The sequence below is a fragment of the Streptomyces sp. NPDC024698 genome (genome assembly GCF_055559015.1).
Map to the genome: position 1 here is coordinate 567,093 of NZ_JBVHLK010000003.1, position 23,538 is coordinate 590,630.

A 23,538-nucleotide genomic window follows, 5' to 3' on the forward strand; every position below is an offset into this window, starting at 1 on the left:
GAGACTTTTTGCTGGGAACTGGCGTGCGAGCCGTCCCTCTTGGCCTGCCATGACACCGATACACCAATTGACCTGCGGAGATGCACGCATGCAAGTCACGTGCAAGTTGCATACACGCGCGCTACTCTCCGGACCATGCGGAGCATGGAAGAGTCCCCCCACGAGTCCCGCGACGAGCGACAAGCTCTCGCAAGGAGGGTGGGCGAGTACCTCACGAAGGCCGCGACAGCGGCCGGGTACGACGTCCGCCCACGAGCCGGCGGCCGGGTTCAGCTGGCCACCTCGATTGGAGTGAGCCTCACGACGATCAGCAGAACGCTGGAAGGAAAGACCCTCCCCCTTCCCTCGCAACTGACGACCTGGGCGTCAGTACTCGGCCTCGACCAGCGAGAGATGTTGGTGAACAGCGGCATGCTTCCGCCGGAACACGGGCCTCAGCCCTCGGTACGGAGGGTAGCCTCAGCATCACTCACCCCGGAGGAGGCCATGGACGCATGGGGAATCACTGATCTCAGAATCCGCACAATGCTCAGCGGGAACATCGTCCAAGCGATCGAGCTCCAAAAGGATCTCGATGCCGACGACAGCCGGGGGGCCACTGCAAGGGGGTAACAAGACGTGGCGTACAGACTGGCATTCGCGTCCGCCGCCAGCTGCACAGCCGGCTGGACATTCGTGGGCGAAGGCGTCTGGCACCATACATGGGAGTTGGCCACAGTCGGGATCGGTCTGTTGACCATGGGCATGGCAGGGGCGCTCGCCGCTCTGCTCCGTCACATGGTCAGCCAGGCCGACGCCCGCACACGGCATGATCTCAGCGTCATGGCGGAGCACAGACGACGCCTTGAGCTGGACATGCACAAGCGCGAGCTGAACCTGGCCCAGCGGGAGAAAGCCATGGCCCGCAGAGCCACCATCACCGCCATCAGACTCGGCAGCCATGCCAGAGCCCTCGACGACGCGCGGAACGCGAACACGGCACTGCGCGCCAAGAACTCCCGGCTCATGCAGGAGATCGAGGAAGTCAACGACGAGCGCAACCAGCTGATCATGGCCGAGCTCACGCTCGCCCACGACCGGTTCACCTCCAAGACCTACGGGGGTCTGCGCGCTGTGGTCGGCAGCGAACAGTCCCGCTCGGATCCGCACGCCCAAGCAGGCTACGGAAGCCGTCCCCCGCGGTCGGGATCCTGAGCACGAACCCTGCGAAAACGTTCCACCAGAAACGTTCCACCAGAACTTCCGTCCATCAATACGGTGAACAACTCCCTTCTGTTCAAAGGAGTTGAGCGTCAATCCGCCGAGAGCACCGGCGGTCGGCAGGAGCGACGACGTGGTCTGTGGTGCGCGCCGAGCGCGACACCCCCCTCCCGTCCCCGCACCTCTCACGCACACCCCGGTCCGCCGGGGGGTGCCGCTCCGCCCTGACCTGCGCATCCGGGACGCGGCGGACAGAACGGAACCCTCCTCGGACAGCCGGTATGCTCCGTTCACGTGACAGCCGCGCCTGCAAAGCCCCGTATCCCCAACGTTCTCGCCGGACGCTACGCCTCCGCCGAGCTCGCCACGCTCTGGTCCCCCGAGCAGAAGGTCAAACTGGAGCGTCAGCTCTGGCTCGCCGTGCTGCGGGCGCAGAAGGACCTCGGGATCGAGGTGCCGGACGCCGCGATCGCCGACTACGAGCGTGTCCTCGACCAGGTCGATCTCGCCTCCATCGCCGAGCGCGAGAAGGTCACCCGGCACGACGTGAAGGCGCGGATCGAGGAGTTCAACGACCTCGCCGGCCACGAGCACGTGCACAAGGGCATGACCTCCCGCGACCTCACCGAGAACGTCGAGCAGCTCCAGATCCGGCTCTCCCTGGAACTGATGCGCGACCGTACGGTGGCGGTCCTCGCCCGGCTGGCCAAGCTCGCCGGCGAGTACGCCGAGCTGGTCATGGCCGGCCGCTCGCACAACGTGGCCGCGCAGGCCACCACCCTGGGCAAGCGCTTCGCGACCGCCGCCGACGAGATGCTCGTCGCGTACGGCCGCCTCGAGGAGCTGCTCGGCCGCTACCCGCTGCGCGGTATCAAGGGCCCGGTCGGCACGGCCCAGGACATGCTCGACCTGCTGGGCGGCGACGCGGCCAAGCTGGAGGACCTGGAGCAGCGGATCGCCGGTCACCTCGGCTTCTCGCGGGCCTTCACCTCCGTCGGCCAGGTCTACCCGCGCTCCCTCGACTACGACGTCGTGACCGCGCTGGTGCAGCTGGCGGCCGCTCCGTCCTCGACGGCCAAGACGATCCGGCTCATGGCCGGGCACGAGCTGGTCACCGAGGGATTCAAGCCCGGCCAGGTCGGCTCCTCCGCGATGCCGCACAAGATGAACACCCGCTCCTGCGAGCGTGTCAACGGCCTGATGGTCATCCTGCGCGGCTACGCGTCGATGACCGGCGAGCTGGCCGGCGACCAGTGGAACGAGGGCGACGTGTCGTGCTCGGTGGTCCGCCGGGTCGCGCTGCCGGACGCGTTCTTCGCCCTGGACGGTCTGCTGGAGACCTTCCTGACCGTCCTCGACGAGTTCGGCGCCTTCCCGGCCGTCGTCGCCCGTGAGCTGGACCGCTACCTGCCGTTCCTGGCGACGACCAAGGTCCTGATGGGCGCGGTCCGCGCCGGTGTCGGCCGCGAGGTCGCCCACGAGGCGATCAAGGAGAACGCCGTCGCCTCCGCCCTCGCCATGCGGGAGCAGGGCGCCGAGCGCAACGAGCTGCTCGACAAGCTCGCGGCGGACGAGCGGATTCCGCTGGACCGCGCTCAGCTCGACGAGCTGATGGCCGACAAGCTGTCCTTCACGGGCGCCGCGGCCGGCCAGGTGGCCGTCGTCGTCGGCCGTGTCGAGGAGATCGTGAAGCAGCACCCGGAGGCCGCCGGCTACACGCCCGGAGCGATCCTCTGACCCTCCCCCGAGCTCGCGGCTCCGCTCGGGCAGGGGGCTCCCCCCTTACCCGAGCGGACCTGGAGGCCGCCCGCGACCGGCTCGTGCCCGATGTCGCCGCGGCCGGCCTCTCGGTGCTCTTCTGCGGCATCAATCCCGGCCTGATGACCGCGGCCACCGGCCACCACTTCGCCCGGCCGGGCAACCGGTTCTGGCCGGTGCTCCAGCTGTCCGGGTTCACTCCACGACTGATGAAGCCGTCCGAGCAGGACGAACTGCTCTCCTACGGGCTGGGCATCACCAACGTCGTGGCACGGGCCACCGCCCGCGCCGACGAGCTGAGTACCGAGGAGTACCGCGAGGGCGGGCGGCTGCTCGGCGAGAAGGTGGAGCGGCTGCGCCCCGAGTGGCTGGCGGTGGTGGGCGTGACCGCGTACCGAGCGGCCTTCGGCGACCGCAAGGCGCGTATCGGTCCCCAGGAGCGGACGATCGGTTTGAGCCGGGTGTGGGTGCTGCCCAACCCGAGCGGGCTCAACGCGCATTGGACCGCGGCGACGATGGCCGACGAGTTCGGCCGTCTACGGGCGGCCACGCGGGCACCCTGAGCCGCCGTGGAACCGGCCACCGCTGCGACCACCGCGTCACGTCACCACGGCCGGTCTCCATGATCACCGCGGGCCGTCTCCGGCGTCACGGGGGATCCACGTCCGTGATCACCGCGAGCAGTCTGAACTCCTGGTCCTCGCCCAGCCGGGAGACACCGAGCGCCACCCAGCGGCCGGCCTCGTCCGCCCGCCACACCTGCGCGTTCCTCATGTGCGAACCGAGGGACGCCCAGGGCTCGGGTATGTGTTCGTCGCCCTGCTGCGCGCGCAGGAACACGCCGTCGAGACTCATCCAGTCCGGGTCCCGCCAGCGGTCGGTGAGCCGCTGTGCCAGGGCCTCCCGCTGTGCCTCGTACTGCTCGGCCTCCTGCTCCTCGCTCTCCGGGCCCGCCGCGGAACCGGTGCCCCGCTCCAGCTCGACGACATGGAAGCCGGGGCCCCCGGGTCCTCCGTACGACCGGGCGACCGACCCGCCGTGCTCCGGGGGGAACTCCTCGGCGCACAGCCGGTCGATCATGGCGAGCTGGTCCGCGATGGTCATGACGTCCAGTAAAGCGGCCACCACTGACAATTGGTGAGGCGTCAGGAAACCGGAGCGGTCGCCCGTCCCGGCACCGGACGCACCACGCGCCCGCCCCCGGCGCCGCCGCGATTCGTGCACGGCCCGCCGCGTCGAGGCGGGCGCCCAGCGTCCGGAGCCGCTCGTCGAGGGTGGCGTACGCGCGGCCCCCGATGTACTGGTGAAGCGGGGGCCAGGGGCCGTACGCAGGCGGTCATCGCGGCCTGCGAGTCGGGCTTCGTGGCGCCGGGCTGACGGCGGCCCGCGGACCGAAAGGGTCCCCGGCCCTCGCCGGGGTCCCCCGCGGCGAGTACGATCCGGCCAACACGCGTACGAGCTGGGAGGACAGACGTTGGGGCGGTTGACCGGCGGGGATCCCTCTCTGCTGCGACGGATCAATTCCGCGGTGGTCCTGCACGCGCTGCGTGCCACGGACTGCGCGACGCTCACCGAGATCACCCGGGTGACCGGACTGTCACGGCCGACGGTCGAGGGAGTCGTCGAGGGGCTGATCGAGAACGGGCTCGTCGTCGAGAAGGCGGCCGAGGAGGGCGCCACGCGGCGCCAGGGCCGTCCCGCGCGCAGATTCCGGTTCCGGGCCGAGGCGGGGCATCTGCTGGGCCTGGAGATCGGCCCGCATCGCGTCGCGGCGCTCCTCGCGGACCTGGACGGACGCGTGATCGGCGCCATGGCCAAGGACGTGGAGGAGACGGCGTCCGCCGACGAGCGGCTCGAACGGCTGCGGGTGGCGGTCGCGGAGCTGCTGCGCAGGGCGGGTGTCGCCCGGAGCTCGCTGCGCGCGGTGGGCGTGGGAAGTCCCGGCATCGTGGAGGCGGACGGCACCGTACGTCTGGGCACGGCGCTGCCGGAGTGGACGGGCCTGCCGCTGGGCGAGCGGCTGGGCCGTTCCTTCAAGTGTCCGGTGCTCGTGGAGAACGACGCCAACGCCGCGGCGGTCGCGGAACACTGGAAGGGTGCGGCGACCGAGGTCGACGACGTCGTGTTCGTCCTGGCGGGGCTGAGTCCGGGCGCCGGCTCACTGATCGGCGGGCGGCTGCACCGGGGGTTCGGCGGGGCGGCCGGTGAGATCGGCGCGCTGCATCTGCTGGGCCGTGACGTCACCCCCGAGACGCTCCTGTCGACGACGGACGAGCCGCTGCACCCGCTCGACGAGCCGGCGGTCGCGAAGGTGTTCGCGCTGGCCAAGGACGGCGACCAGCGGGCACGCGCGGCGGTCGACCGGTTCATCCAGAGGCTGGTGCACGACGTGGCCGCCCTGGTCCTCGCCCTCGACCCGGAGCTGGTCGTCGTCGGCGGCTGGGCGGCCGGTCTCGACGGCGTACTGGAGCCCCTGCGCCGGGAGTTGGCGCGCTACTGCCTGCGCCCGCCCAGGGTGACGCTCTCGATGCTCGGGGAGGCGGCCGTGGCGACCGGCGCGCTGCGGCTGGCCCTGGACCATGTGGAGGAGCAGTTGTTCGCGGTGGAGGGAACCGTGACGGCGCGCCGCTGAGACGCGCGGGTGAGGCGGTGGCGCGCGAGCGAGGCGGTGGCGCCGACCGGCCGGCGAACCCGGACTCGGCGGAGGTCCCATCTGTGGTCTCAGCCTCGGCCTCGGCTTCGACTTCGGCCGTGGCTTCCGCTTCGGATTCCGCTTCGGTGAAGGTCTCGGCCACGACCGCGAAACCCGTCGCGCCCCGAAGTGTTCCGGGGTGCGACGGGTGAGGTGCGGGCCCGCCCTGGACGGCCCGGGGTCCGGGCCGGACGGTTCAGGAGGCCCGGCGCTCCGGGTCGTGGTGGATCTCCACACCGCCGGAATCACCGAACGTGAGCCGGCAGGTGTCGGCACGGTAGGTGGCGACGGACACCGCCGCGGTACGCCCCTCGGTGAAGAAGCGGGTGGTGACGACGAGAACGGGCGCTCCGGGAAGGCGGTCGAGCTCCTTGGCGTCGTCCGCGCGGGCCGAGCCGAGCTCGACGGCACGGTCCTGGCCCTCCAGGTCCAGGCGCTGGAGCTCGCGCAGCACGGCACGCGCGCGTGCGGCACCCGAGGGCGCGTCGATCGCCGACAGGTCGGGCACCGAGGACTCCGGGATGTACAGGAGCTCGGCGGCCACGGGCTGACCATGTGTCACCCGGGACCGGCGGACGGTGTGCACCGACTCGCCGTCCGCGACCTCCAGCATGCCGGCCACCGACGCGGGAGGCGCCGCCACGGTGCAGTCCGCGGCGTGCCAGGCATCGCCCGCCGCCCCCGGCCACACGTGCTGTTCGGTGCCCACGGCCACCCCCACGCGCGGCGGCGCGACGGTGGTGCCCACCCCGCGACGGCGCTGGAGCCGGCCTTCCAGTTCCAGTTGTTCGAGTGCCTGGCGCAAGGTCGCCCGGGCGACCCCGAAGCGGGCCGCGAGGTCACGTTCGTTGGGCAGGATCTCGCCCACGGTGAACTCGGAGTCCAGTGCTTCGCTGAGCACGGTCCTGAGATGCCAGTACTTCGGTTCCGGCACCGATTCCAACTGCGTGGTCCCCACCCTGTCCTCCGCAATCGCCGTGGCCCGGCGGCGTTTTAACGCCCTTGTTTATTAAAGGTTCCTGCACTATCCCTGCGACGATAGGGCGGGCCCCACCCTTGGTCAAGACCAATCCTGGAACCCGTACGGTTTGCACAGGCGGCCGGCGGCGGGGTGTTCACGGGGTGTTCTCGCCCGGCGATGTTCGTGACACGACGCCGAAAGCCCCCGTACAAGGAAGCGGACTTTCGCGGTCCCGCGCGCCTCGCCGGAGACGTCCGCCGAGGGCGTCCGCCGGGGGCCGGGCCGAGGAACCGCTGCCCGGTGTCCGGGCGGGACGGCCGCCTCCGGAGCACAATGACCACGGGCCGCCGGTGGCCGACGGTTCGGGACAACGGGAGGAATGACCATGCGATACGGAGTTCTCGGCACGGGCGACGTGGGACGCACCCTGGCCGGCAAGCTGGTCGAACTGGGCCACGAAGTCACCTTGGGCTCGCGTACGAAGGACAACACGGCGGCCGTCGAGTGGGCCGAGGGCGCGGGTCCCACGGCGCATCACGGCACCTTCGCGGACGCGGCGGCGTTCGGCGAGGTGGTCGTGAACGCGGTGGGCGGGCGGATCGCGCTCACCGTGCTGGGCTCCGCCGGGGAGGAACACCTGGACGGCAAGGTGCTGCTCGACGTCTCCAACCCCATGGCGTTCGAGGACGGCGAACTGCGCCTGTCCCCGGTCGAGTCGGACAGTGTGGGTGAGCAGATCCAGCGGGCGTTCCCACGGGCCCGCGTGGTGAAGAGCCTCAACACCGTCAACTGCGAGGTGATGGTGGAGCCTACGAGGGTGCCGGGCGAGCACCAGATCTTCGTGTCCGGTGACGACGAGAGCGCCAAGGAGCAGGTGACGGCGCTGCTCGGCGAGTTCGGCTGGCCCGCGGACCGCGTGTTCGACCTCGGGGGCATCCGGAGCGCGCGGGCCGCGGAGATGTATCTGCCGCTGTGGCTGAACCTCATGCGGGGCATCGGGCACCCGGACTTCAACGTGGAGGTGCGCAGGGCGCGTTAGAGCGGGCCGCGGATCCGGATCGGGGCGCCGGGGGTGGTCGGCGCAGTGCGTGAGGACCGCCGGGAGCCGTTCGGGTGCGGCCGTTCGGGTGCGGCCGTTCGGGTGCGGCCGTTCGGGTGCGGCCGTTCGGGTGCGGCCGTTCGGGTGCGGCCGTTCGGCGTACGACGTACGGTTCGTGAGGGTTCGGGGCTACCCGTCGGTAGCAGTTGCTGACAAGCTGTCTACGAGATGGTTCGTCACGGCGTTCAGGCGAGGAGCAGTTCCATGTCCGAAACGGTCACCGTCAGCCTTCCCTCACCGCGCGGCCCGAAGGCGGTCACCGTGTCCTACGCGCGCGTGGGCACCGGCGAACCACTGCTCCTGCTGCACGGCATCGGTCATCACCGCCAGGCCTGGGACCCGGTCATCCCCATCCTCGCCGCCGAACGCGACGTGATCGCGGTCGACCTCCCCGGCTTCGGCGCGTCCCCGGCCCTGCCCGAGGGGCTCACCCACGATCTGCCGACGGTGGTACCCGTGCTCGGGGCGCTGTGCGAGGCCCTGGAACTCGGACGGCCGCACGTCGCCGGCAACTCGCTCGGCGGGCTGCTGGCCCTGGCACTGGGCCGCGAGAAGCTCGTACGGTCCGTGACCGCCCTCTCGCCCGCCGGATTCTGGTCACCGGTGGAGCGGCGCTACGCCTTCGGCCTGCTGATCGCCATGCGCCAGACGGCCCGGCGCATGCCGCTCCCGGTCGTCGAGCGGCTCTCCCGGTCCGTGGCCGGGCGGACGGTGCTCACCAGCACCATCTACGCCCGGCCCGGCCGCCGTTCACCCGACGCGGTCGTCGCCGAGACCCTGGCCCTGGCCCACGCCGAGGGATTCGCCGAGACTCTCCGGGCGGGTACGGGCGTCCAGTTCACGGACGACATCCCGACGCTGCCCGTCACGGTGGCCTGGGGCAGCAAGGACCGGCTCCTGATGCGCCGCCAGGGTGTCCGGGCCAAGCAGATCATCCCGCGGGCCCGGCTGGTACGGCTGCCCGGCTGTGGTCACGTCCCGATGAACGACGACCCGGCGCTCGTCGCCCGGGTCGTCCTGGACGGCAGCCGCTGAGCCGACCTCGGAGCCAGGCACCGGACGGCCCTGGGCGGCACGAGCGCCGCGTCCCCCGAGGCGGCTCAACGCGCCTGATCCGAGGGCCACTCCGGCGCCCACGAGGACACTGCCCGCGGCCTGCGCGAGCCCGTAGGAGCCGGTGCCGACGAGCGGTGCGGTCAGGGCTGCGGAGACCGGGACGAGGCCGGAGAAGAGCGTGGCGCGCTCCGCTCCGATGCGCTGCACGCCCATGTACCAGCAGACGAAGCCGACGACCGTGACGACCGCCGCCTGCCACAGCAGCGCGGTCGCCTCGGTGGCGTCCGGCACCCGCAGCCACGCTCCCCGGCCGGTGATGACCCCGGCCGCGGCCGCCTCGATCGCGGCCACACCGCACACGGTGGCCGACAGCAGCCGCGGCCCGAGCGGGCGCAGTACGGGTACGGCCAGGACGGCGAACCCCGCTTCCCCGGCCAGCGCGCCGAGGGAGTACCCGATCCCGGCCGCGTCCGTGCGGCCCCACCCCTGAACGGCGCAGGCGCCCAGGGCGACGAGCAACGCCCCGTACAGGACGCGGTGTTGCGGACGGCGGCCCTCCTGAAGCGGCACGAGCACCGCCACGACGACCGGGGCGCAGCCCACGAAGACGCCGGGGACCGCCGGTTCGGCCGTGCGCTCGGCGGCGAGGACGGCGAGGTTGAAGCCGACCATGCCCACGGCCGCGACCACGGCGAGGCGGCCCCACTGGCGGAGCGTGAGCCGCCGCAGCGGGGCGGCCCCGCCCCGGCCGACGAGGGGCAGCAGGAGGACACAGGCGAGGGCGTAGCGCAGGAACAGGCCGCCCGCGTACGGATAGTGGCCCATGACACTGTTGGCGGTGAAGGAACCTCCGACGAGCACACAGGCGAGGGCGGCGAGCAGCGCGCCCCGGGTGGTGGTGGCGTTCATGCCTTCGACGTTATGAACGGACGCGGTCCGGTTTAAGGTCCACTTCCATGACGTCATCGGGGACCAATCGCGCCGGGCCGCCACCGACGGCTCAAGAGGGGAAGGCGTCCGCGTCGGCCGCGTGGGAGTTGCTCCTGCCGGCCGCGGCGGCGGCGCCACGCGCGCGGGGGCGGACCCTTCAGGCCGCTCTGCGCGAGGCGGTCCGCTCCGGGCGGCTCGCTCCCGGGACCCGGCTGCCGTCCAGCCGTGAACTGGCCGGTGATCTCGGCGTGTCGCGAGGGCTGGTAACGGAGGCCTACGAGCAGTTGACGGCGGAGGGGTATCTGCGCAGTGACCGGGGCGCCGGTACCTGGGTCGGCGGCGCGGTCCGCGCGGTCGGCCCACGCGCGCGTGACCGTGCCCCGCGGCCTGCCGGAGTACGGGCCGACTTCGTGCCGGGAACCCCCGACCTGTCCCTCTTCCCCCGCTCGGCGTGGGCCGCGGCGCACCGCGGAGTGCTGGCCGAGCTGCCCCACCACGCGCTGGGCTACCCGGACCCGCGCGGTCTGCCGAGGCTGCGGACCGCCGTCGCGGAACTCCTCGTACGCCGCCGGGGCGTGGTCGCGGACCCGGAGCGCGTCATCGTGGTCTCCGGTGTCGCCCAGGCGATGACGCTGCTCGGACTCGCGCTCCACGCGCGCGGGACGACCCGCGTGGGCGTGGAGAATCCGGGCAGTCCGGAACTCGGCTCGCTGTTCGCCTCGGCCGGCGTCGGCACCGTACCGCTGCCGCTCGACGACGAGGGTCTCGCGATCACCTCACTGGAGGGCTCGGGGGTACGGGCCGTGGTGACGACGCCCGCCCACCAGTTCCCCACCGGGATCGCGTACTCGGCCCGGCGCCGCGCCCAACTCCTCGACTGGGCGCGGTCCGTGGACGGACTGCTGATCGAGGACGACTACGACGGCGACTTCCGCTACGACCGCGCCCCGGTGGGGGCCCTCCAGGGGCTCGACCCCGAACAGGTCGCCTACACGGGCTCGGTCAGCAAGTCGCTCGCCCCGGGGCTGCGACTCGGCTGGCTCCTCGTCCCCGCGTCCCACTTCGAGGAGGCCGTCGAACGCAAGCGCACCATGGACCTCGGCAACCCCGTCATCGACCAGGCGCTCCTGGCCCGTCTCGTGGAACGCGGCGACTACGACCGCCAGCTCCGCCGCTGCCAGCGCGCCTACCGGGAACGGCGTGACGCGCTGGTCACGGCCCTGGAGGAGCGTTTCCCGGGCACGCAGGTGTCGGGGATCGCGGCCGGACTGCATGTCGTCGCCGCGCTGCCCGACCGCTACGGGCCGCAGGACCGGTTCATGGAACGGGTCACGGCGGCCGGGATCGTGGTCCGGCCCTCGGCGCACTACGGAGCGACGGCCGCGGACGGCGTACGGCTCGTGCTGGGGTACGCCCATCTCGCTCCCGCACGGATACGGGACGGTGTGCGGCTGATGGCGGAGGCGGTGTGCGGCTGATGGCGAATGCGGTGCACGGCACGCACGCCTAGGGCCTGTTGAGACACCCTGGGGGTGATCGAGTGTGCGCGACCGACCCTTTGCTTCGTCGCCCGGAGGGCAGGCGCGAATCGCCGCACGGGCCCGGGTGCCTCCGGGCGACAGCCGGTTGTTCATCCATGGTTTGCGTGCGCGCTGCGCCGCGCCAGTAGGTGTGGCTCTGCACACTGGCCGAATCCGATCCCGGAGGCGTATCCATGGCGCACCGTCCGCTCAGCTCGTCCCCCGGCCGCCGCAGCGTGCTGCGCGGCTCCCTCGCCGCGTCGGCGGCACTGGCCCTGCCCACCACCCTCGGCTCGGCACCGGCGTTCGCCCTGTCCGGCCGGCCGAAGGCGGGCTGGGGCGTCCAGACCGGAGACGTGACCGCCGACTCCGGTCTGGTGTGGGTCCGCTCCGACCGGCCCGCACGGATGATCGTCGAGACCTCGGCCACCGAGTCGTTCCGCGCCCCGCGCAGATGGCACGGCCCGCTCCTCGGCGCCGACACGGACTTCACGGGGACGACCCGGCTGCGCGGCCTGCCCGCGGGTGAACAGATCCACTACCGCGTGCTGCTCGCCGACCCCGACGACCCCCGGCGCACCGGCGAACCGGTCGGCGGGACGTTCCGTACGGCTCCGCACGGGCGCCGGGGCGGCGTGCGCTTCCTGTGGTCGGGCGACCTGGCGGGGCAGGGCTGGGGTATCAACCCGGACCTCGGCGGATACCGCATCTACGACGCGATGGCCCGGCTCGACCCCGACTTCTTCCTGTGCAGCGGCGACAACATCTACGCGGACGGACCGATCGCCGCGACGGCCGCGCTCCCGGACGGCGGCACCTGGCGGAACATCACGACCGAGGAGAAGTCCAAGGTCGCGGAGTCCCTCGCGGAGTTCCGCGGCAACTTCCGCTACAACCTGCTCGACGAGAACCTCGGACGGTTCAACGCCCAGGTGCCCTCCGTCATCCAGTGGGACGACCACGAGGTGCGCAACAACTGGTACCCGGGCGAGGCGATCGCCACCACGGACACGCGGTATACGGAGAAGAGCGTCGACGTCCTGGCGGCGCGGGCCCGGCGCGCGTTCAGCGAGTACTTCCCCGTGTCGACCCTGCGACCAGGCGACCGGGACGGCCGTGTGCACCGGGTCGTGCGGCACGGTCCGCTCCTGGACCTGTTCGTCCTGGACATGCGCACCTACCGCGACGCCAACTCCCCGGACGACCGGACGACGGACCCTCAGGGCATCCTCGGGGCCGCCCAGCTGGAGTGGCTGAAGCGCGAGCTCTCGCGCTCTCGGGCCGTGTGGAAGGTGATCGCCGCGGACATGCCGCTCGGACTCGTCGTCCCGGACACGACCGAAGGGCGGCCGAACTTCGAGGCCGTGGCCCAGGGCGACCCCGGTGTGCCGCTCGGACGGGAACTCCAGCTGGCCGAGCTGCTGCGGTTCATCAAGCACCGGCGGATCACGGGCACCGTGTGGCTCACGGCCGACGTGCACCACACCTCGGCGCAGCACTACCAGCCTTCGCGGGCCGCCTTCACCGACTTCGAGCCGTTCTGGGAGTTCGTGTCGGGGCCGCTGAACGCCGGAGCCTTCCCGGCCAGCGCCCTGGACGGCACCTTCGGTCCGGAGCGGGTCTTCGTGAAGGCGCCCGTCGCCTCGAACGTCTCGCCGGCGGGCGGCTACCAGTTCTTCGGCGAGGTCGACATCGACGGCGACAGCGGTGAACTGACGGTGCGCCTGCGCGAGCAGGACGGGAGCGTGCTGTTCACGCAGGTGCTCCCGCCGGGGCGCGTGGGCCAGTAGGAACCGCCGTACCGGACCCCGGGGCCGTCCTCGGGCGCCCGGTAGGGCGGCCACCGTGCGTAAGTCGTCGCAGGTCAGAGGTGATTGTCAGTGGTCGCCTCTACGGTTTTTCCATGACGCGATCCTTGCAGGCCGTGGCCTACACCCGACCCTCCGTGCTGGAATCCGCGCCCGGCGGACGACGGCTGGGACTGGAGACCTCGCGGGGCTCGACGCCCAGGGGTGTCGAGGACCATCCGCGGTTCTTCGCGGGCTTTCTGACGTCACCTCAGGTGGCGGCCGCGGGCCTGCTGGCGGTGGCCGACGTCGCGGCGGCGCGCTATTACCAGCCGCAGCTGCGGGCCTCCCTCGACCCGGTGGTCACGGGCAACGGCGACCGTCTGCGGTTCGAGTCCTTCTCCGGCTGCGGCGGGGTGTACGCGCGACTGGACGTGCTGACCCCGGGCCTCGACGGCGACGAGATCGGTCACGGGACGACGAACGTCGACGTCAACAACCCACTGCGCGAGGCCCTTTCCCGCATAGGAACGGACGATCCGCTGCACCTCCGGGTCGGTCCCGACGAGATGGCCGTGACCACCCTGGACGGACCCGTGGTGGAGAAGAAGGTGCCGCTTCCCGATCGCTGGCTGCGGGGATTCGCCGAGGCCCAGGTGACAGCGGCCCGGTTCGACCTGCGGGCGGAGCTGCCCGCGGCCGAGGCCGTCCGGTTCCTGCGCTCGCTCCCGCGCGGCACGGCGCGCGGCCGGTCGGGCGGCGCCCAGTGGGTGGTGCCGGCCGGGAGGGCACTGCGTCCGACGACCCGGCCGGTCCCGGGAGCGGTCTGTCTGCCCGGACCCGACCGGCTGATCGCGCTCCAGCGGGTGCTGCGCCATGCCACGGCCCTGCGGGTGTACGGCCCGCCGGTCGACGGCGACGCGGCGCTGGCCGGCGCCTGGGAAGCCGTCCTTCCCGGGATGCGGCTGACACTCACGCTGTCACCGGACGCCTCCCGCGGCTTCTCCGGTGAGGGGGGAGTGCTGGACGCCCTGGCGACCGACGAGGCCGCCGAGGACGCGGAGCTGATCGCGGTGCTGCTGGCCTGGGAGCCGCGCGTGGACGTGGGTGACCTGGCCGCCTCCTCCGGTCTTCCCGCCGAGCGGGTGCGGGCCGCCCTGATCCGGCTGGGCACGTCGGGCCGTGTCGGCTACGACACCGCCGAGGCCGCGTATTTCCATCGTGAGCTGCCCTACGACGCGGGGCGGGCGGAGCGGCACAATCCGCGCCTGCGGTCGGCCCTCGCCCTGGTCTCCGCCGGCGCGGTCGCGCTGGACGGAGCCATCGGCACGGTCACGGCGGACGACGGTCATGTGCACCGGGTCCGCGACGACGCGGGCACGCTGACCTGTTCCTGCCTGTGGTGGGCGAAGTACCGGGGCGGCCGCGGGCCGTGCAAGCACGCTCTCGCGGTGCGGATGGTGCGCCGGGGCGCCACCCGGGCAGGCCAGGAGGCCGGTCCGGCTCCGGCTCCGGCTCCGGCTCCGGCTCCGGCTCCGGCTGAGGCTTCAACTCCCGCTGCGGCAAGGGCTATGGCCGCGACCGCGGGACGCATCGATGACATGACGGATGTTCCGGCCGACGGGGGCGTTGAGCGATGAGCGACGAAGCACTGCTGGAGGCGGTACGGGCGGGGCGGACCGTCGAGGCCGCCGGTCTGCTGGACGGGATGACCGACGCCGAACGCCGGGCATGTCTGCCCGCGTTGAAGGAACTCCGCAAGGAGCTGCGGTCCGCTCCGTGGAACGCGGCCTCCCGTGTGGCCTGTCCCGCGCTGCACGCGGCGGGGGCCGCGTGTCACACCGGCGCCGCCGGAGCGGCGACCTGGATCGCCGGCGTCGACATGCGCTGGTCCCAGGCCTCCCCCGGCGTCCTGCTCCATGTGCTCGGCGACCGCGAGTCCGACTGGCTCGCCGATCTGACCCGCCGGCTCGCCGCCCGGCCCGCGACCTCCCGGCTGCCGTTCGCCCTGTTGTCGGGTCTTGTGGGGCTGTCCGGCTGCGAGGTTCCGACGACGGACGCCTATGTGCGGGGCTGGTTCGAGCACATGGGTGCCTCCCGGCACGGCGGGTGCTCCGTGGCACAGCGCCTGCGCCAGGAACCGCACCTGTCCGTCATGATCAACGCGCTGTTCGAGTCGCTCGAGGTCACCGGGCAGATCGCCTGGCTGTTCGGCGACGGGCCGGGCAGTTGGTACAACGCCCTGGCCGAGCTGGCCGAGGAGGGCGTTCTCGACCGCAAGGTCCTGGTGGACGCGTGCGTCGCGCGGCTCCTGCGCGGCGGCGCCCCGGCCGACCAGCGGGTGTTCCTGCGTCTCCTGTCCGCTCTGGCCCTGACCCGTGCCGAGGAACGCGAGCGTTCCGCCGACTGGACGGCTCTCGCCTGCCAGGCCGTGCCATCGGTCGCCTGGCACGCGCAGTCCGTGCTCGCCTCCTTCGCGCTGGACGGCGAGCTCACCCCCCGGCAACTGGCGGAGATGTCCGCGGGCGTGCTGTTCCGCACCGAGAAGAAACTGGTCCGCGCCCAGCTCGTCCTGCTCGGCAAGGTCCTCAAACGCGATCCGTCCACGGCGGATGTGCTGCTTCCCGCGGTGGCGGAGGCCTTCGGGCACGAGGACACGGAGGTGCAGGAGCGTGCGCTGAAGCTGGTGGAGCGCCATGTGACGGCGCTGCCCGGCACGAACGGCCCGTCCGGCACCGTCGGCACCGCCGGCAGAAGCAACGCAGCCGACGCGGACGACCCCGACGGCGCGGGCGGCACCGACGACACCGGCGATGCCTATGGTGCGAACACCGCGCGGGAGCGACTCGGCGAGCTCGCCGCGGACCTGAGTCCCGGCCTGCGGCTCCGGGCGCGGCGAGCCCTCGGCATCGAGGCTCCCAGCTCCGCCTCGACGGTCCAGGAGGACGTGCTTCCGCCCGTTCCACAGCGGGAAAGGCTGACGCCCGCGCCGGAGTCGGTGGCCGAACTGGCCGAGGAGGTCAGCGCGATCCTGGCCTCCGGCGGTGGAGTCGCCGCGTTCGAGCGCACCCTGGACGGCCTGGTCCGCCACGCCCACCGCGACCGCGACGCCCTGACGGAGGCGCTCGAACCCGTGGTCGCGCGATGCTGGTGGCAGGACCGCGACCCGCGGTACCCGAGCGCGGACAGGGTCTTCCGGGACGCGCCGCACGGTCTCGAAGTCGTCCTCGCGGCCCTCTTCGAACAGGTCGGCATGGACACCCTCCACGCGGCGGCACAGCAGGGGACGACGAGCGGGAACTGCCATCACAGCGCGCTCTCCCGGGCCTTCGAGGCGCGTCTGTGGGAGGCGGCCTACCGGCTCCGTGCCGAACCGATGCCGTTCCTGCTGGCCACGCCCAGCTGGGACACCGGGCTCCTGGAACCCGACGAGCTGGTCGAACGCCTCACCGAGTACCGCCGTCTCGACGCCCGGCCGGGCACGGCCGACTTCGCCCAGGCGCTCCTGCGGGTGCGACGCGACGACCCGGCGGTGTCGGCGGCAGCCGCGGCGCGGGCCCGCACGCTCGGCAGCCCCGAAGGGTACCGACTGGCCCAGTTGCTCACCGCGGAGGGGCCTCTGCTCCCGGCGAGCCGTCGCAGGACGTCAGGCGCCCGGGTCCTGCTGGAACTCGGCGAACTCGAGGAGATACAGGGCCTGTTCCCCAGGGAGTTCCGGCCGCTGGGCCGCCCTCTGACGGTGTTCAAGGACCACTGGTACTGCCGGCACTGGGGCTTCACGGACCAGCAGCATTGGCCGGCCGTCGTTCCGGGACGACGCGAGCTGGTGGCCGCGCGTCTGCTGCGCGACATCAGCACGGCCGCGGTGGAGGACACCCGCATGGACGCCACGACACTGCCGCTGCTCGCCGAGGCCGACGGTACGGCGGGCGAGGCCCTGCATCTGTGCGTGGCGTACGGGCTCGGGGCCCGGCATCCCGAGGACAGGCTCAGCGCGGTGGACGCCTTGCTGGTCCTCGCGGCCCGGGGACAGCTCGACGCCGGGCGGCTCGGCTCGGACATCGGGGAGTTGGTGCGCCGGGGCGCGCTGAAGAAGTCGCGGCTGGCCGAGTCGCTCCGCACGGCGGCGGCCACGGGCGCGTACGGCACCGTCTGGTCGGTGCTGCGCGGCCTGTTGCCCGATCTGCTGGCCGACCTCGCCGCCGACGGGGCGGCCGGCGGCGCGGTGCGGGGGCTCGGTGAGCTGCTGGCCGTCGCCGCGGACTGCGCCGAGCGTTCCGGGGCGAGCGGCGATCTCGCGCATCTCGCCGGGACCGCCGACCGGCAGGGCTCGTCCAGAGTGGTGACCCAGGCACGACGGCTGCGCACGGCGCTCACGCGGGAGGCCGCCGCCTGACGCGACGGGCTCCGTCGGGCAGGGCCGCCGCACTGGACGTAAGGGGATCAACCGTCTGTCGGCTCTGACCAGGTGGGCAGCGGGCTCCCACGGTCGGGGCAAAAGACCCGTAAAAAGAACTACAAAAAGGACAGATTGACACTTAACCGATCAGTCACAAGCCGTTCGTGATCACGCAACACCATTCCTTCACAGTGACTGTATGACTCCAGACATGTCTGATGTGACGCGCGCGAAGCATGGACGACCCATTCACCACTGGCGACGGGACATCGTCGAACTCGCCGCACTGTTCACGGCCGTGGCGGTCGCCGACGGTGTGGCCAACCTCGTCGGGCACGGGCCGGGCGGCCCCACGCTGCTCGTGATCTCCGCGGTGTTCCTGGTCGCCACGGCCGGATTCCACACATGGTGGGCACGGCGCCACGGGCACGCGCCGCCGACGAGTGATACCGGCGCCCGGCCGCCCTCGGACGGGCGGACGGGCACGCTTCCCGCGGACCAGGCGGCAGCCTCGGCGCCCCTGGCCGGCGCGGAGGCGACGGCACTGCTGCGGATGCGTACGACGGTCAAGGACGCACCGGGTTCGCTCGCGGCACTGTGCGCGGCACTCGCGCGGCACCAGGTCGACATCCTGAGCCTCCAGACGCACCCGCTGGCGGACGGGACGGTCGACGAGTTCCTGCTGCGCGCCCCCGCCGAACTGCCCACGTCCGAGATCGCCCGCGGTGTGGCCCAGGCCGGTGGCACCTCGACCTGGATCGAGCGCGCCGATGCCCACGACCTGGTGGACGCGCCGACCCGGGTGCTCGGACTGGCCACCCGCACGGCTCTGGACGCCTCGGAACTCCCGCTCGCCCTGCGGCAGTTGCTCGGACGGTGCACGATCCGTTCGCTGCCCGGCACCTCGCCCGTCTCCGGCCGGGCGACGGAGGGCGCTCCCGTGGAGGGGGCTCTTGAGGACACGGTGATGCGCCTGCGCGCGCCGGAGGGCGGAGTGATCACGGTCGAGCGGCCGTATCTGCCGTTCACACCGACCGAGTTCGCCCGGGCGCGGGCGCTGGTCGAACTGGACGCGCGGCTCGGTCCGCGCATTCCGCGCGGGCAGGACCTGCTGACGCTGCCCGAGGGCAACGCGATCACCGTGCGGCGTGCGGACGTCTCCGACCTCGAGGCCGCCAAGGCGATGCACGACCGGTGCTCGGCGCGCACGCTGAGCATGCGGTACCACGGACCCGTCGGGGACGCCGACCGGTACCTCACCCATCTGCTGAGCCCGAGCTTCGGGCGCACCCTCGCCGTCCGGACGGCATCGGGCAGGATCGTCGGGCTCGGCCATCTCCTGTGGGACGGGGACGAGACGGAGGTCGCGCTGCTCGTCGAGGACGAATGGCAGCGGCGCGGGATCGGTATCGAACTGCTCGGCCGCCTGGTGGCGATGGCCGGCGAGGCGGGCTGCGCGAGCGTCTACGCCGTCACGCAGGCCTCGAACACCGGCATGGTCGCCGCCATGCGCGGCCTCGGCCTCCCCCTCGACTACCAGATCGAGGAGGGCACCCTGGTCATCACCGCCCGCCTGGACACGGCAGCGGTGGCGACGCCCGTGACGTCGTCCCCGCCGTACGCCCTCGGTCACCTTCAGCAGGGGGCGTGGACGGTGCCGGGGACCGGGACGGGCCGGGACTGACCCAAGACCCCCGGTCCGCACCCTTCGGTGCCGGCGTGCCCGAGCCCTCGCCTCGGCCACGAGCACGCCGGCATCACCGATACGACCAAGCCCGCCGAGCCCGTCACAGCCCGGCAGGCCCGCCGAGCCAGGCGGCCCGGTGCGGCCAGGCAGGCCCCACCGGCCCGCACCTCCGGCACCGCCCGAAACCACGGGCGGTCCGCGCCCCGCCTCTCGCCGTCCGGGCCCCTCACTCCCCGCCGCTGCCGCCGAACCCCAGTGCCCCGTCCAGATCGGACCACAGATCGTCCACGTCCTCCAGGCCCACCGACAGACGCAGCAGCCGGTCGCTGACGCCGGCGTCGCGGCGGTCCGCCGTGGGGACGATGCGGTGGCTGATGGAGGCCGGGTGCTGGATGAGGCTGTCGACGCTGCCGAGGCTCACGGCGGGGGTGATCAGCCGGACTCCGGCGATCACGTCGTGCGGGTCGCCGTGCACCTCGAAGGCGATCATGGCGCCGCCGATGCGCGGGTAGTGGACGCGGGCGACGCGCGGGTCGGCGGCGAGCCGGCGGGCGAGTTCCGCGGCGTTCGAGGAGGCGGCCCTGACCCGGACGGGCAGGGTCGACAGGCCGCGCAGCAGCAGATAGCCGGCCAGCGGATGGAGGACGCCTCCCGTGGCGAACCGCACCTGGCGCAGCTTGCGGGCGAAGTCCTCGTCGCAGGCCACCACTCCGGCCATCACGTCCCCGTGCCCGCCCAGGTACTTGGTGGCGCTGTGCAGGACCAGTCGCGCGCCCTGTTCGGCCGGGCGCTGGAGCACGGGGGTCGCGAAGGTGTTGTCGGCGAGCAGCGGGACGGAACCGCAGGCGTGTGCCACGGCCCGCAGGTCGAGCTCGGCGAGCGTCGGGTTGGCCGGGGACTCGACCATCACCAGACCCGTGTCGGGCCGCAGCGCGTCGGCTATCCCGGCCGGGTCCACCCAGGTGACCTCGCTGCCGAGCAGCCCCGCCGTCAGGAGGTGGTCGCTGCATCCGTACAGCGGGCGTACGGCGACGACATGGCGCAGGCCCATGGAGTTGCGTACGAGGAGGACGGCGCTCAGCGCCGCCATGCCGCTCGCGAAGGCGACCGCGCTCTCGGTGCCTTCGAGACGCGCCAGGGCGGTCTCGAAGCGGGCGACGGTCGGGTTGCCGAGCCGCGCGTAGACGGGCGGGCCCTCGGGCTCGGCGCCCTCGGCCGCGAAGGCGTCGATCCGGGCCGCCTCGCCCCGGCTGTCGTACGAGGGGTAGGTGGTGGACAGGTCGATCGGGGCGGCGTGCAGGCCCAGAGCCGCCAGGTCCTCCCGCCCCGCGTGCACGGCTTCCGTGGCGAGTGCCCGGGTCGGAGCCGCCAAGACCTGGCCGTTTCCGTTCAGGTCGTCCTGCGCGTCCTGCGCGCCCTTCGTGTCGTACACAACGGAGTCCATGCGCCGAAGCCTGAACACCGGGCGGAGTTTCGGCGCCGCATCCCGTGTTACGTTCGCGCCATGGCCGATTCTGTCGTACTCGATCCGGTGGATCTTCATCTGCTGCGGCTGTTGCAGAACGACGCCCGGACGACCTACCGCGACCTCGCAGCCCAGGTCGGGGTCGCTCCGTCCACCTGCCTCGACCGGGTGACCCGGCTGCGACGGGCCGGAGTGATTCTCGGCCATCAGCTGCGGCTCGACCCGGCGAAGCTCGGCCGGGGTCTGGAGGCGCTGTTGTCGGTGCAGGTCAGGCCGCACCGGCGGGAACTGGTGGGCCCGTTCGTCGACCGGATCCGGCTGCTGCCGGAGTCGCGGACCGTCTTCCATCTGACCGGCCCGGACGACTATCTCGTCCATGTCGCGGTCGCGGACATGGCTGATCTCCAGCGGCTGGTGCTCGACGAGTTCACCTCGCAGCGTGAAGTGGCGCGGGTCGAGACGCGGCTGATATTCCAGCAATGGGACTGCGGGCCGTTGCTGCCGCCCGCCGCGTCCGGCACACCGTCTCCGGCCAAATCCGCCCGACCCGCCGAATAGCCCGGTTGCGCGGGCTGACGCGGCACCCGTGCCCGTACGAGGATGTGCGCATGTCAGAGACGAAGAACCCGCTGCCCCGCGAGGTCGCCGACGCGTACGTCGACGAGCTCATCGCCCTCGACCCGGTTCTCGGCACCTACCTCGGTGTGAAGGAGAGTCACGGCAGGCTTCCCGACACCTCGCCCGCCGGCCAGGAGGCCGTCGCCGAACTGGCGCGGGTGACCCTCGCGCGGCTGGACGAGGCGCAGCGGCGTCCGGGCGCGGACCGTGACATCGAGCGCCGTTGTGCCCGGCTGCTGCGTGAGCGCCTCACCGCCGCGATCGCGGTCCACGAGGCCGGCGAGGGCCTGCGGGCGGTCGGCAATCTGCACACACCGGTGCACTCGGTCCGGGAGATCTTCAACCTGACGCCGACGGAGAGCGACGAGGACTGGGCCACGGTCGCGCAACGGCTGCGGGCGGTGCCGGACGCGCTCGCGGGCTATCGGGAGTCCCTCGCGCTCGGGCTCGACCGCAAGCTGTACGCGGGGCCGCGCCCGACCGCGACGTTCGTCCAGCAGCTCACGGAGTGGTCGGACACGGACGGACAGGGCCGCGGCTGGTTCGAGGACTTCGTCTCGGCGGGTCCCGCCTCCCTGCGCGAGGAGCTGGACACGGCCGCTCGGTCCGCGACGGGGGCCGTGGTCGCGCTGCGGGACTGGATGCGTGATGTGTACGCGCCCACGATCGAGGGCGGTCCCGACACCGTTGGCCACGAGCGATACGCGCGGCTGGCGCGCTACTTCAACGGTACGGATCTGGACCTGGACGAGGCGTACGCGTTCGGCTGGGCCGAGTACCACCGTCTCCTGGCCGAGATGCGGACCGAGGCCGAGAAGATCCTGCCCGGTGCGGCGACCCCCTGGGTGGCCCTCACCCACCTCGACGAGCACGGCCGGCACATCGAGGGCGTCGAAGAGGTCCAGCGGTGGCTCCAGGGGCTGATGGACGAGGCGATCGAGGCCCTGGACGGCACTCACTTCGAACTCGCCGAGCCGGTACGGAAGGTGGAGTCCCGGATCGCGCCGCCCGGCAGCGCGGCGGCCCCCTACTACACCGCCCCCTCGCAGGACTTCTCCCGGCCGGGCCGCACCTGGCTGCCCACGATGGGACAGACCCGCTTCCCCGTCTACGATCTCGTCTCGACCTGGTACCACGAGGGCGTGCCCGGCCATCACCTCCAGCTCGCGCAGTGGGCGTACGTCGTCGACGACCTGTCCCGCTACCAGGCCACCGTCGGTATGGTCAGCGCCAACTGCGAGGGCTGGGCCCTGTACGCGGAACGGCTGATGGACGAACTCGGCTTCCTCACCGACGCCGAACAGCGGCTGGGATATCTCGACGCGCAGATGATGCGTGCCGCCCGGGTCATCGTCGACATCGGCATGCACCTGGAGCTGGAGATCCCGGCCGACTCGCCCTTCCACCCGGGCGAGCGGTGGACCCCGGACCTGGCCCAGGAGTTCTTCGGCGCCCACAGCAGCCGGCCGGCCGACTTCGTGGAGAGCGAGCTGACCCGCTATCTGACGATGCCGGGCCAGGCCATCGGCTACAAGCTCGGCGAGCGTGCCTGGCTGCTGGGGCGCGCGAACGCGAAGAAGCGCCATGGTGACGCCTTCGACGCGAAGGCCTGGCACATGGCCGCCCTGTCCCAGGGTTCCCTGGGCCTGGACGACCTGGTGGACGAACTCTCCCGGCTCTGACGGCGTCCCGCGCGGCGGCCGGAGTCCGGCCGCCGCGCGCGTCACCGTGACGCGGAAATGTCACGGCGGCACGGCGGCACGCGGTCGGAGTGACCCGGCGTCACGGAGTCGGAGCGGCACGAAGTCAGAGCGGCACGACGTCAGGCCGGCACGACGTCAGGGCGTCAGGGCGTCAGCCGACGCAGTCGTACGAGTCCCACCCATGTCTCGGGTCCCGGTTCGACGCGGGCCGCGCGGACCCCGTAACGGCCCGGCGCGAGATCCACTTTCAGGTGCTCGGTGCTCTCGGACGCGGTGCCGGGCCAGGTGGCGTCGAAGAGGACGACGGGGCCGGGTACCGTCCACTCCACCTCCGGCTGCCACGCGGCCTGTGCCAGTGCCGCCGGGACGACGGAGAGCAGCTCGTCCTCGGACTCGGCCGCGCACCAGCGGACGAAGACGCCGTGCTCGGGGAGGTAGGTGGTCGAGGCGGGATCGTCGCCGAGGACCAGTGCCCTGGTGTCGCCCACCGGCAGGAGGCCGATGAACCCGTCGACGTCACAGGCCCGGTCGTAGTCGCAGGACAGGTCGTCGCCGTCGGCCCCCGACCAGAACGGGAGCACCGTCTCCGGAATCGCTATGAGCGGCCCGCCGCCCGACTCCACCCACTGGACCGCACCGGGGTCCGCGTATCTTGGCATGCGC

18 protein-coding genes and 1 pseudogene are annotated in these 23,538 nt (G+C 72.3%); 14 read left to right on the forward strand and 5 right to left on the reverse strand.

The features are described from left to right. Positions 1-144: 144 nt before the first annotated feature. The 4 genes from ACZ4AA_RS10425 (at position 145) to mug (ending at position 3,521) form a co-directional block, all read left to right on the forward strand. The gene (locus tag ACZ4AA_RS10425; protein ID WP_467598623.1) at positions 145-612 is read left to right on the forward strand and encodes a transcriptional regulator; all 468 of its coding nucleotides are present in this window, start codon (positions 145-147) and stop codon (positions 610-612) included. A 96-nt stretch (positions 613-708) separates the two neighbouring features. Then, positions 709-1,194, forward strand: coding sequence for a hypothetical protein (locus tag ACZ4AA_RS10430; protein ID WP_467598626.1), 486 nt, complete (start codon positions 709-711; stop codon positions 1,192-1,194). Between the two features lie 300 nt (positions 1,195-1,494). Next, the gene (gene purB / locus ACZ4AA_RS10435) at positions 1,495-2,937 is read left to right on the forward strand and encodes an adenylosuccinate lyase (protein ID WP_339127989.1); all 1,443 of its coding nucleotides are present in this window, start codon (positions 1,495-1,497) and stop codon (positions 2,935-2,937) included. 83 nt (positions 2,938-3,020) lie between these two features. Then, the gene (gene mug / locus ACZ4AA_RS10440) at positions 3,021-3,521 is read left to right on the forward strand and encodes a G/U mismatch-specific DNA glycosylase (RefSeq protein ID WP_467598630.1); all 501 of its coding nucleotides are present in this window, start codon (positions 3,021-3,023) and stop codon (positions 3,519-3,521) included. Positions 3,522-3,606: 85 nt separating this feature from the next. Here the strand turns inward: mug and ACZ4AA_RS10445 are convergent, their stop codons facing one another. Next, positions 3,607-4,062, reverse strand: coding sequence for a hypothetical protein (locus tag ACZ4AA_RS10445; RefSeq protein WP_467598633.1), 456 nt, complete (start codon positions 4,060-4,062; stop codon positions 3,607-3,609). 370 nt (positions 4,063-4,432) lie between these two features. Between ACZ4AA_RS10445 and ACZ4AA_RS10450 the strand changes: the two genes are divergently transcribed. Next, positions 4,433-5,590, forward strand: coding sequence for an ROK family transcriptional regulator (locus ACZ4AA_RS10450; RefSeq protein ID WP_467598636.1), 1,158 nt, complete (start codon positions 4,433-4,435; stop codon positions 5,588-5,590). Between the two features lie 256 nt (positions 5,591-5,846). Here the strand turns inward: ACZ4AA_RS10450 and ACZ4AA_RS10455 are convergent, their stop codons facing one another. Next, entirely contained in the window at positions 5,847-6,608 is a 762-nt protein-coding gene (locus tag ACZ4AA_RS10455) for a GntR family transcriptional regulator (protein WP_467598639.1), read from the reverse strand. Positions 6,609-6,996: 388 nt separating this feature from the next. On the opposite strand from ACZ4AA_RS10455, the gene ACZ4AA_RS10460 reads away from it, so the two are divergent. Beyond that, positions 6,997-7,650 (forward strand): NADPH-dependent F420 reductase, encoded by a 654-nt coding sequence (locus tag ACZ4AA_RS10460; RefSeq protein WP_467598641.1) that lies wholly within the window; start codon positions 6,997-6,999, stop codon positions 7,648-7,650. Between the two features lie 264 nt (positions 7,651-7,914). Further along, positions 7,915-8,745 (forward strand): alpha/beta fold hydrolase, encoded by an 831-nt coding sequence (locus ACZ4AA_RS10465; protein WP_467598644.1) that lies wholly within the window; start codon positions 7,915-7,917, stop codon positions 8,743-8,745. 93 nt (positions 8,746-8,838) lie between these two features. On the opposite strand, the pseudogene ACZ4AA_RS10470 reads toward ACZ4AA_RS10465, so the two are convergent. Continuing rightward, a pseudogene (locus ACZ4AA_RS10470) lies at positions 8,839-9,732 on the reverse strand (DMT family transporter); the annotation flags it as partial. Between ACZ4AA_RS10470 and pdxR the strand changes: the two are divergent. The 5 genes from pdxR (at position 9,723) to ACZ4AA_RS10495 (ending at position 19,086) form a co-directional block, all read left to right on the forward strand. Beyond that, entirely contained in the window at positions 9,723-11,174 is a 1,452-nt protein-coding gene (gene pdxR, locus ACZ4AA_RS10475; protein ID WP_467598647.1) for a MocR-like pyridoxine biosynthesis transcription factor PdxR, read from the forward strand. The pseudogene ACZ4AA_RS10470 and the gene pdxR overlap by 10 nt on opposite strands. 236 nt (positions 11,175-11,410) lie before the next feature. Then, positions 11,411-13,006: an alkaline phosphatase D family protein gene (locus tag ACZ4AA_RS10480; RefSeq protein ID WP_467598650.1), complete on the forward strand. Its 1,596-nt coding sequence runs from the start codon at positions 11,411-11,413 to the stop codon at positions 13,004-13,006. A 113-nt stretch (positions 13,007-13,119) separates the two neighbouring features. Next, positions 13,120-14,643 carry an SWIM zinc finger family protein gene (locus tag ACZ4AA_RS10485; protein ID WP_467598653.1) on the forward strand — a complete coding sequence of 508 codons (1,524 nt, stop codon included), beginning with the start codon at positions 13,120-13,122 and terminating at the stop codon, positions 14,641-14,643. Next, positions 14,640-17,399, forward strand: coding sequence for a DUF7824 domain-containing protein (locus ACZ4AA_RS10490; RefSeq protein ID WP_467598656.1), 2,760 nt, complete (start codon positions 14,640-14,642; stop codon positions 17,397-17,399). The genes ACZ4AA_RS10485 and ACZ4AA_RS10490 overlap by 4 nt, the downstream gene beginning before the upstream one ends. A gap of 214 nt (positions 17,400-17,613) precedes the next feature. Continuing rightward, on the forward strand, positions 17,614-19,086 hold the full coding sequence (locus tag ACZ4AA_RS10495; RefSeq protein WP_467598659.1) for a GNAT family N-acetyltransferase: 1,473 nt from the start codon (positions 17,614-17,616) through the stop codon (positions 19,084-19,086). Between the two features lie 229 nt (positions 19,087-19,315). On the opposite strand, the gene ACZ4AA_RS10500 is transcribed toward ACZ4AA_RS10495, so the two are convergent. After that, the gene (locus ACZ4AA_RS10500; protein WP_467598662.1) at positions 19,316-20,533 is read right to left on the reverse strand and encodes a trans-sulfuration enzyme family protein; all 1,218 of its coding nucleotides are present in this window, start codon (positions 20,531-20,533) and stop codon (positions 19,316-19,318) included. Positions 20,534-20,593: 60 nt separating this feature from the next. Between ACZ4AA_RS10500 and ACZ4AA_RS10505 the strand changes: the two genes are divergently transcribed. Then, positions 20,594-21,112 (forward strand): Lrp/AsnC family transcriptional regulator, encoded by a 519-nt coding sequence (locus tag ACZ4AA_RS10505; protein WP_467598667.1) that lies wholly within the window; start codon positions 20,594-20,596, stop codon positions 21,110-21,112. Positions 21,113-21,162: 50 nt separating this feature from the next. Next, the gene (locus ACZ4AA_RS10510) at positions 21,163-22,854 is read left to right on the forward strand and encodes a DUF885 domain-containing protein (RefSeq protein ID WP_467598670.1); all 1,692 of its coding nucleotides are present in this window, start codon (positions 21,163-21,165) and stop codon (positions 22,852-22,854) included. 164 nt (positions 22,855-23,018) lie between these two features. On the opposite strand, the gene ACZ4AA_RS10515 is transcribed toward ACZ4AA_RS10510, so the two are convergent. Then, complete coding sequence (locus ACZ4AA_RS10515; RefSeq protein ID WP_467598672.1) at positions 23,019-23,534, reverse strand: immunity 21 family protein; 516 nt, start codon at positions 23,532-23,534, stop codon at positions 23,019-23,021. Between the last annotated feature and the right edge of the window lie 4 nt (positions 23,535-23,538).

Coding starts and splice junctions, on each gene's coding strand:
- ACZ4AA_RS10485 (WP_467598653.1), top strand. CDS start 13,120: ATGACGCGATCCTTGCAGGCCGTGGCCTACACCCGACCCTCCGTGCTG.
- ACZ4AA_RS10480 (WP_467598650.1), top strand. CDS start 11,411: ATGGCGCACCGTCCGCTCAGCTCGTCCCCCGGCCGCCGCAGCGTGCTG.
- ACZ4AA_RS10460 (WP_467598641.1), top strand. CDS start 6,997: ATGCGATACGGAGTTCTCGGCACGGGCGACGTGGGACGCACCCTGGCC.
- ACZ4AA_RS10510 (WP_467598670.1), top strand. CDS start 21,163: ATGTCAGAGACGAAGAACCCGCTGCCCCGCGAGGTCGCCGACGCGTAC.
- ACZ4AA_RS10500 (WP_467598662.1), bottom strand. CDS start 20,533: ATGGACTCCGTTGTGTACGACACGAAGGGCGCGCAGGACGCGCAGGAC.
- ACZ4AA_RS10515 (WP_467598672.1), bottom strand. CDS start 23,534: ATGCCAAGATACGCGGACCCCGGTGCGGTCCAGTGGGTGGAGTCGGGC.
- ACZ4AA_RS10425 (WP_467598623.1), top strand. CDS start 145: ATGGAAGAGTCCCCCCACGAGTCCCGCGACGAGCGACAAGCTCTCGCA.
- ACZ4AA_RS10490 (WP_467598656.1), top strand. CDS start 14,640: ATGAGCGACGAAGCACTGCTGGAGGCGGTACGGGCGGGGCGGACCGTC.
- ACZ4AA_RS10445 (WP_467598633.1), bottom strand. CDS start 4,062: ATGACCATCGCGGACCAGCTCGCCATGATCGACCGGCTGTGCGCCGAG.
- ACZ4AA_RS10505 (WP_467598667.1), top strand. CDS start 20,594: ATGGCCGATTCTGTCGTACTCGATCCGGTGGATCTTCATCTGCTGCGG.
- ACZ4AA_RS10465 (WP_467598644.1), top strand. CDS start 7,915: ATGTCCGAAACGGTCACCGTCAGCCTTCCCTCACCGCGCGGCCCGAAG.
- pdxR (WP_467598647.1), top strand. CDS start 9,723: ATGACGTCATCGGGGACCAATCGCGCCGGGCCGCCACCGACGGCTCAA.
- ACZ4AA_RS10495 (WP_467598659.1), top strand. CDS start 17,614: ATGTCTGATGTGACGCGCGCGAAGCATGGACGACCCATTCACCACTGG.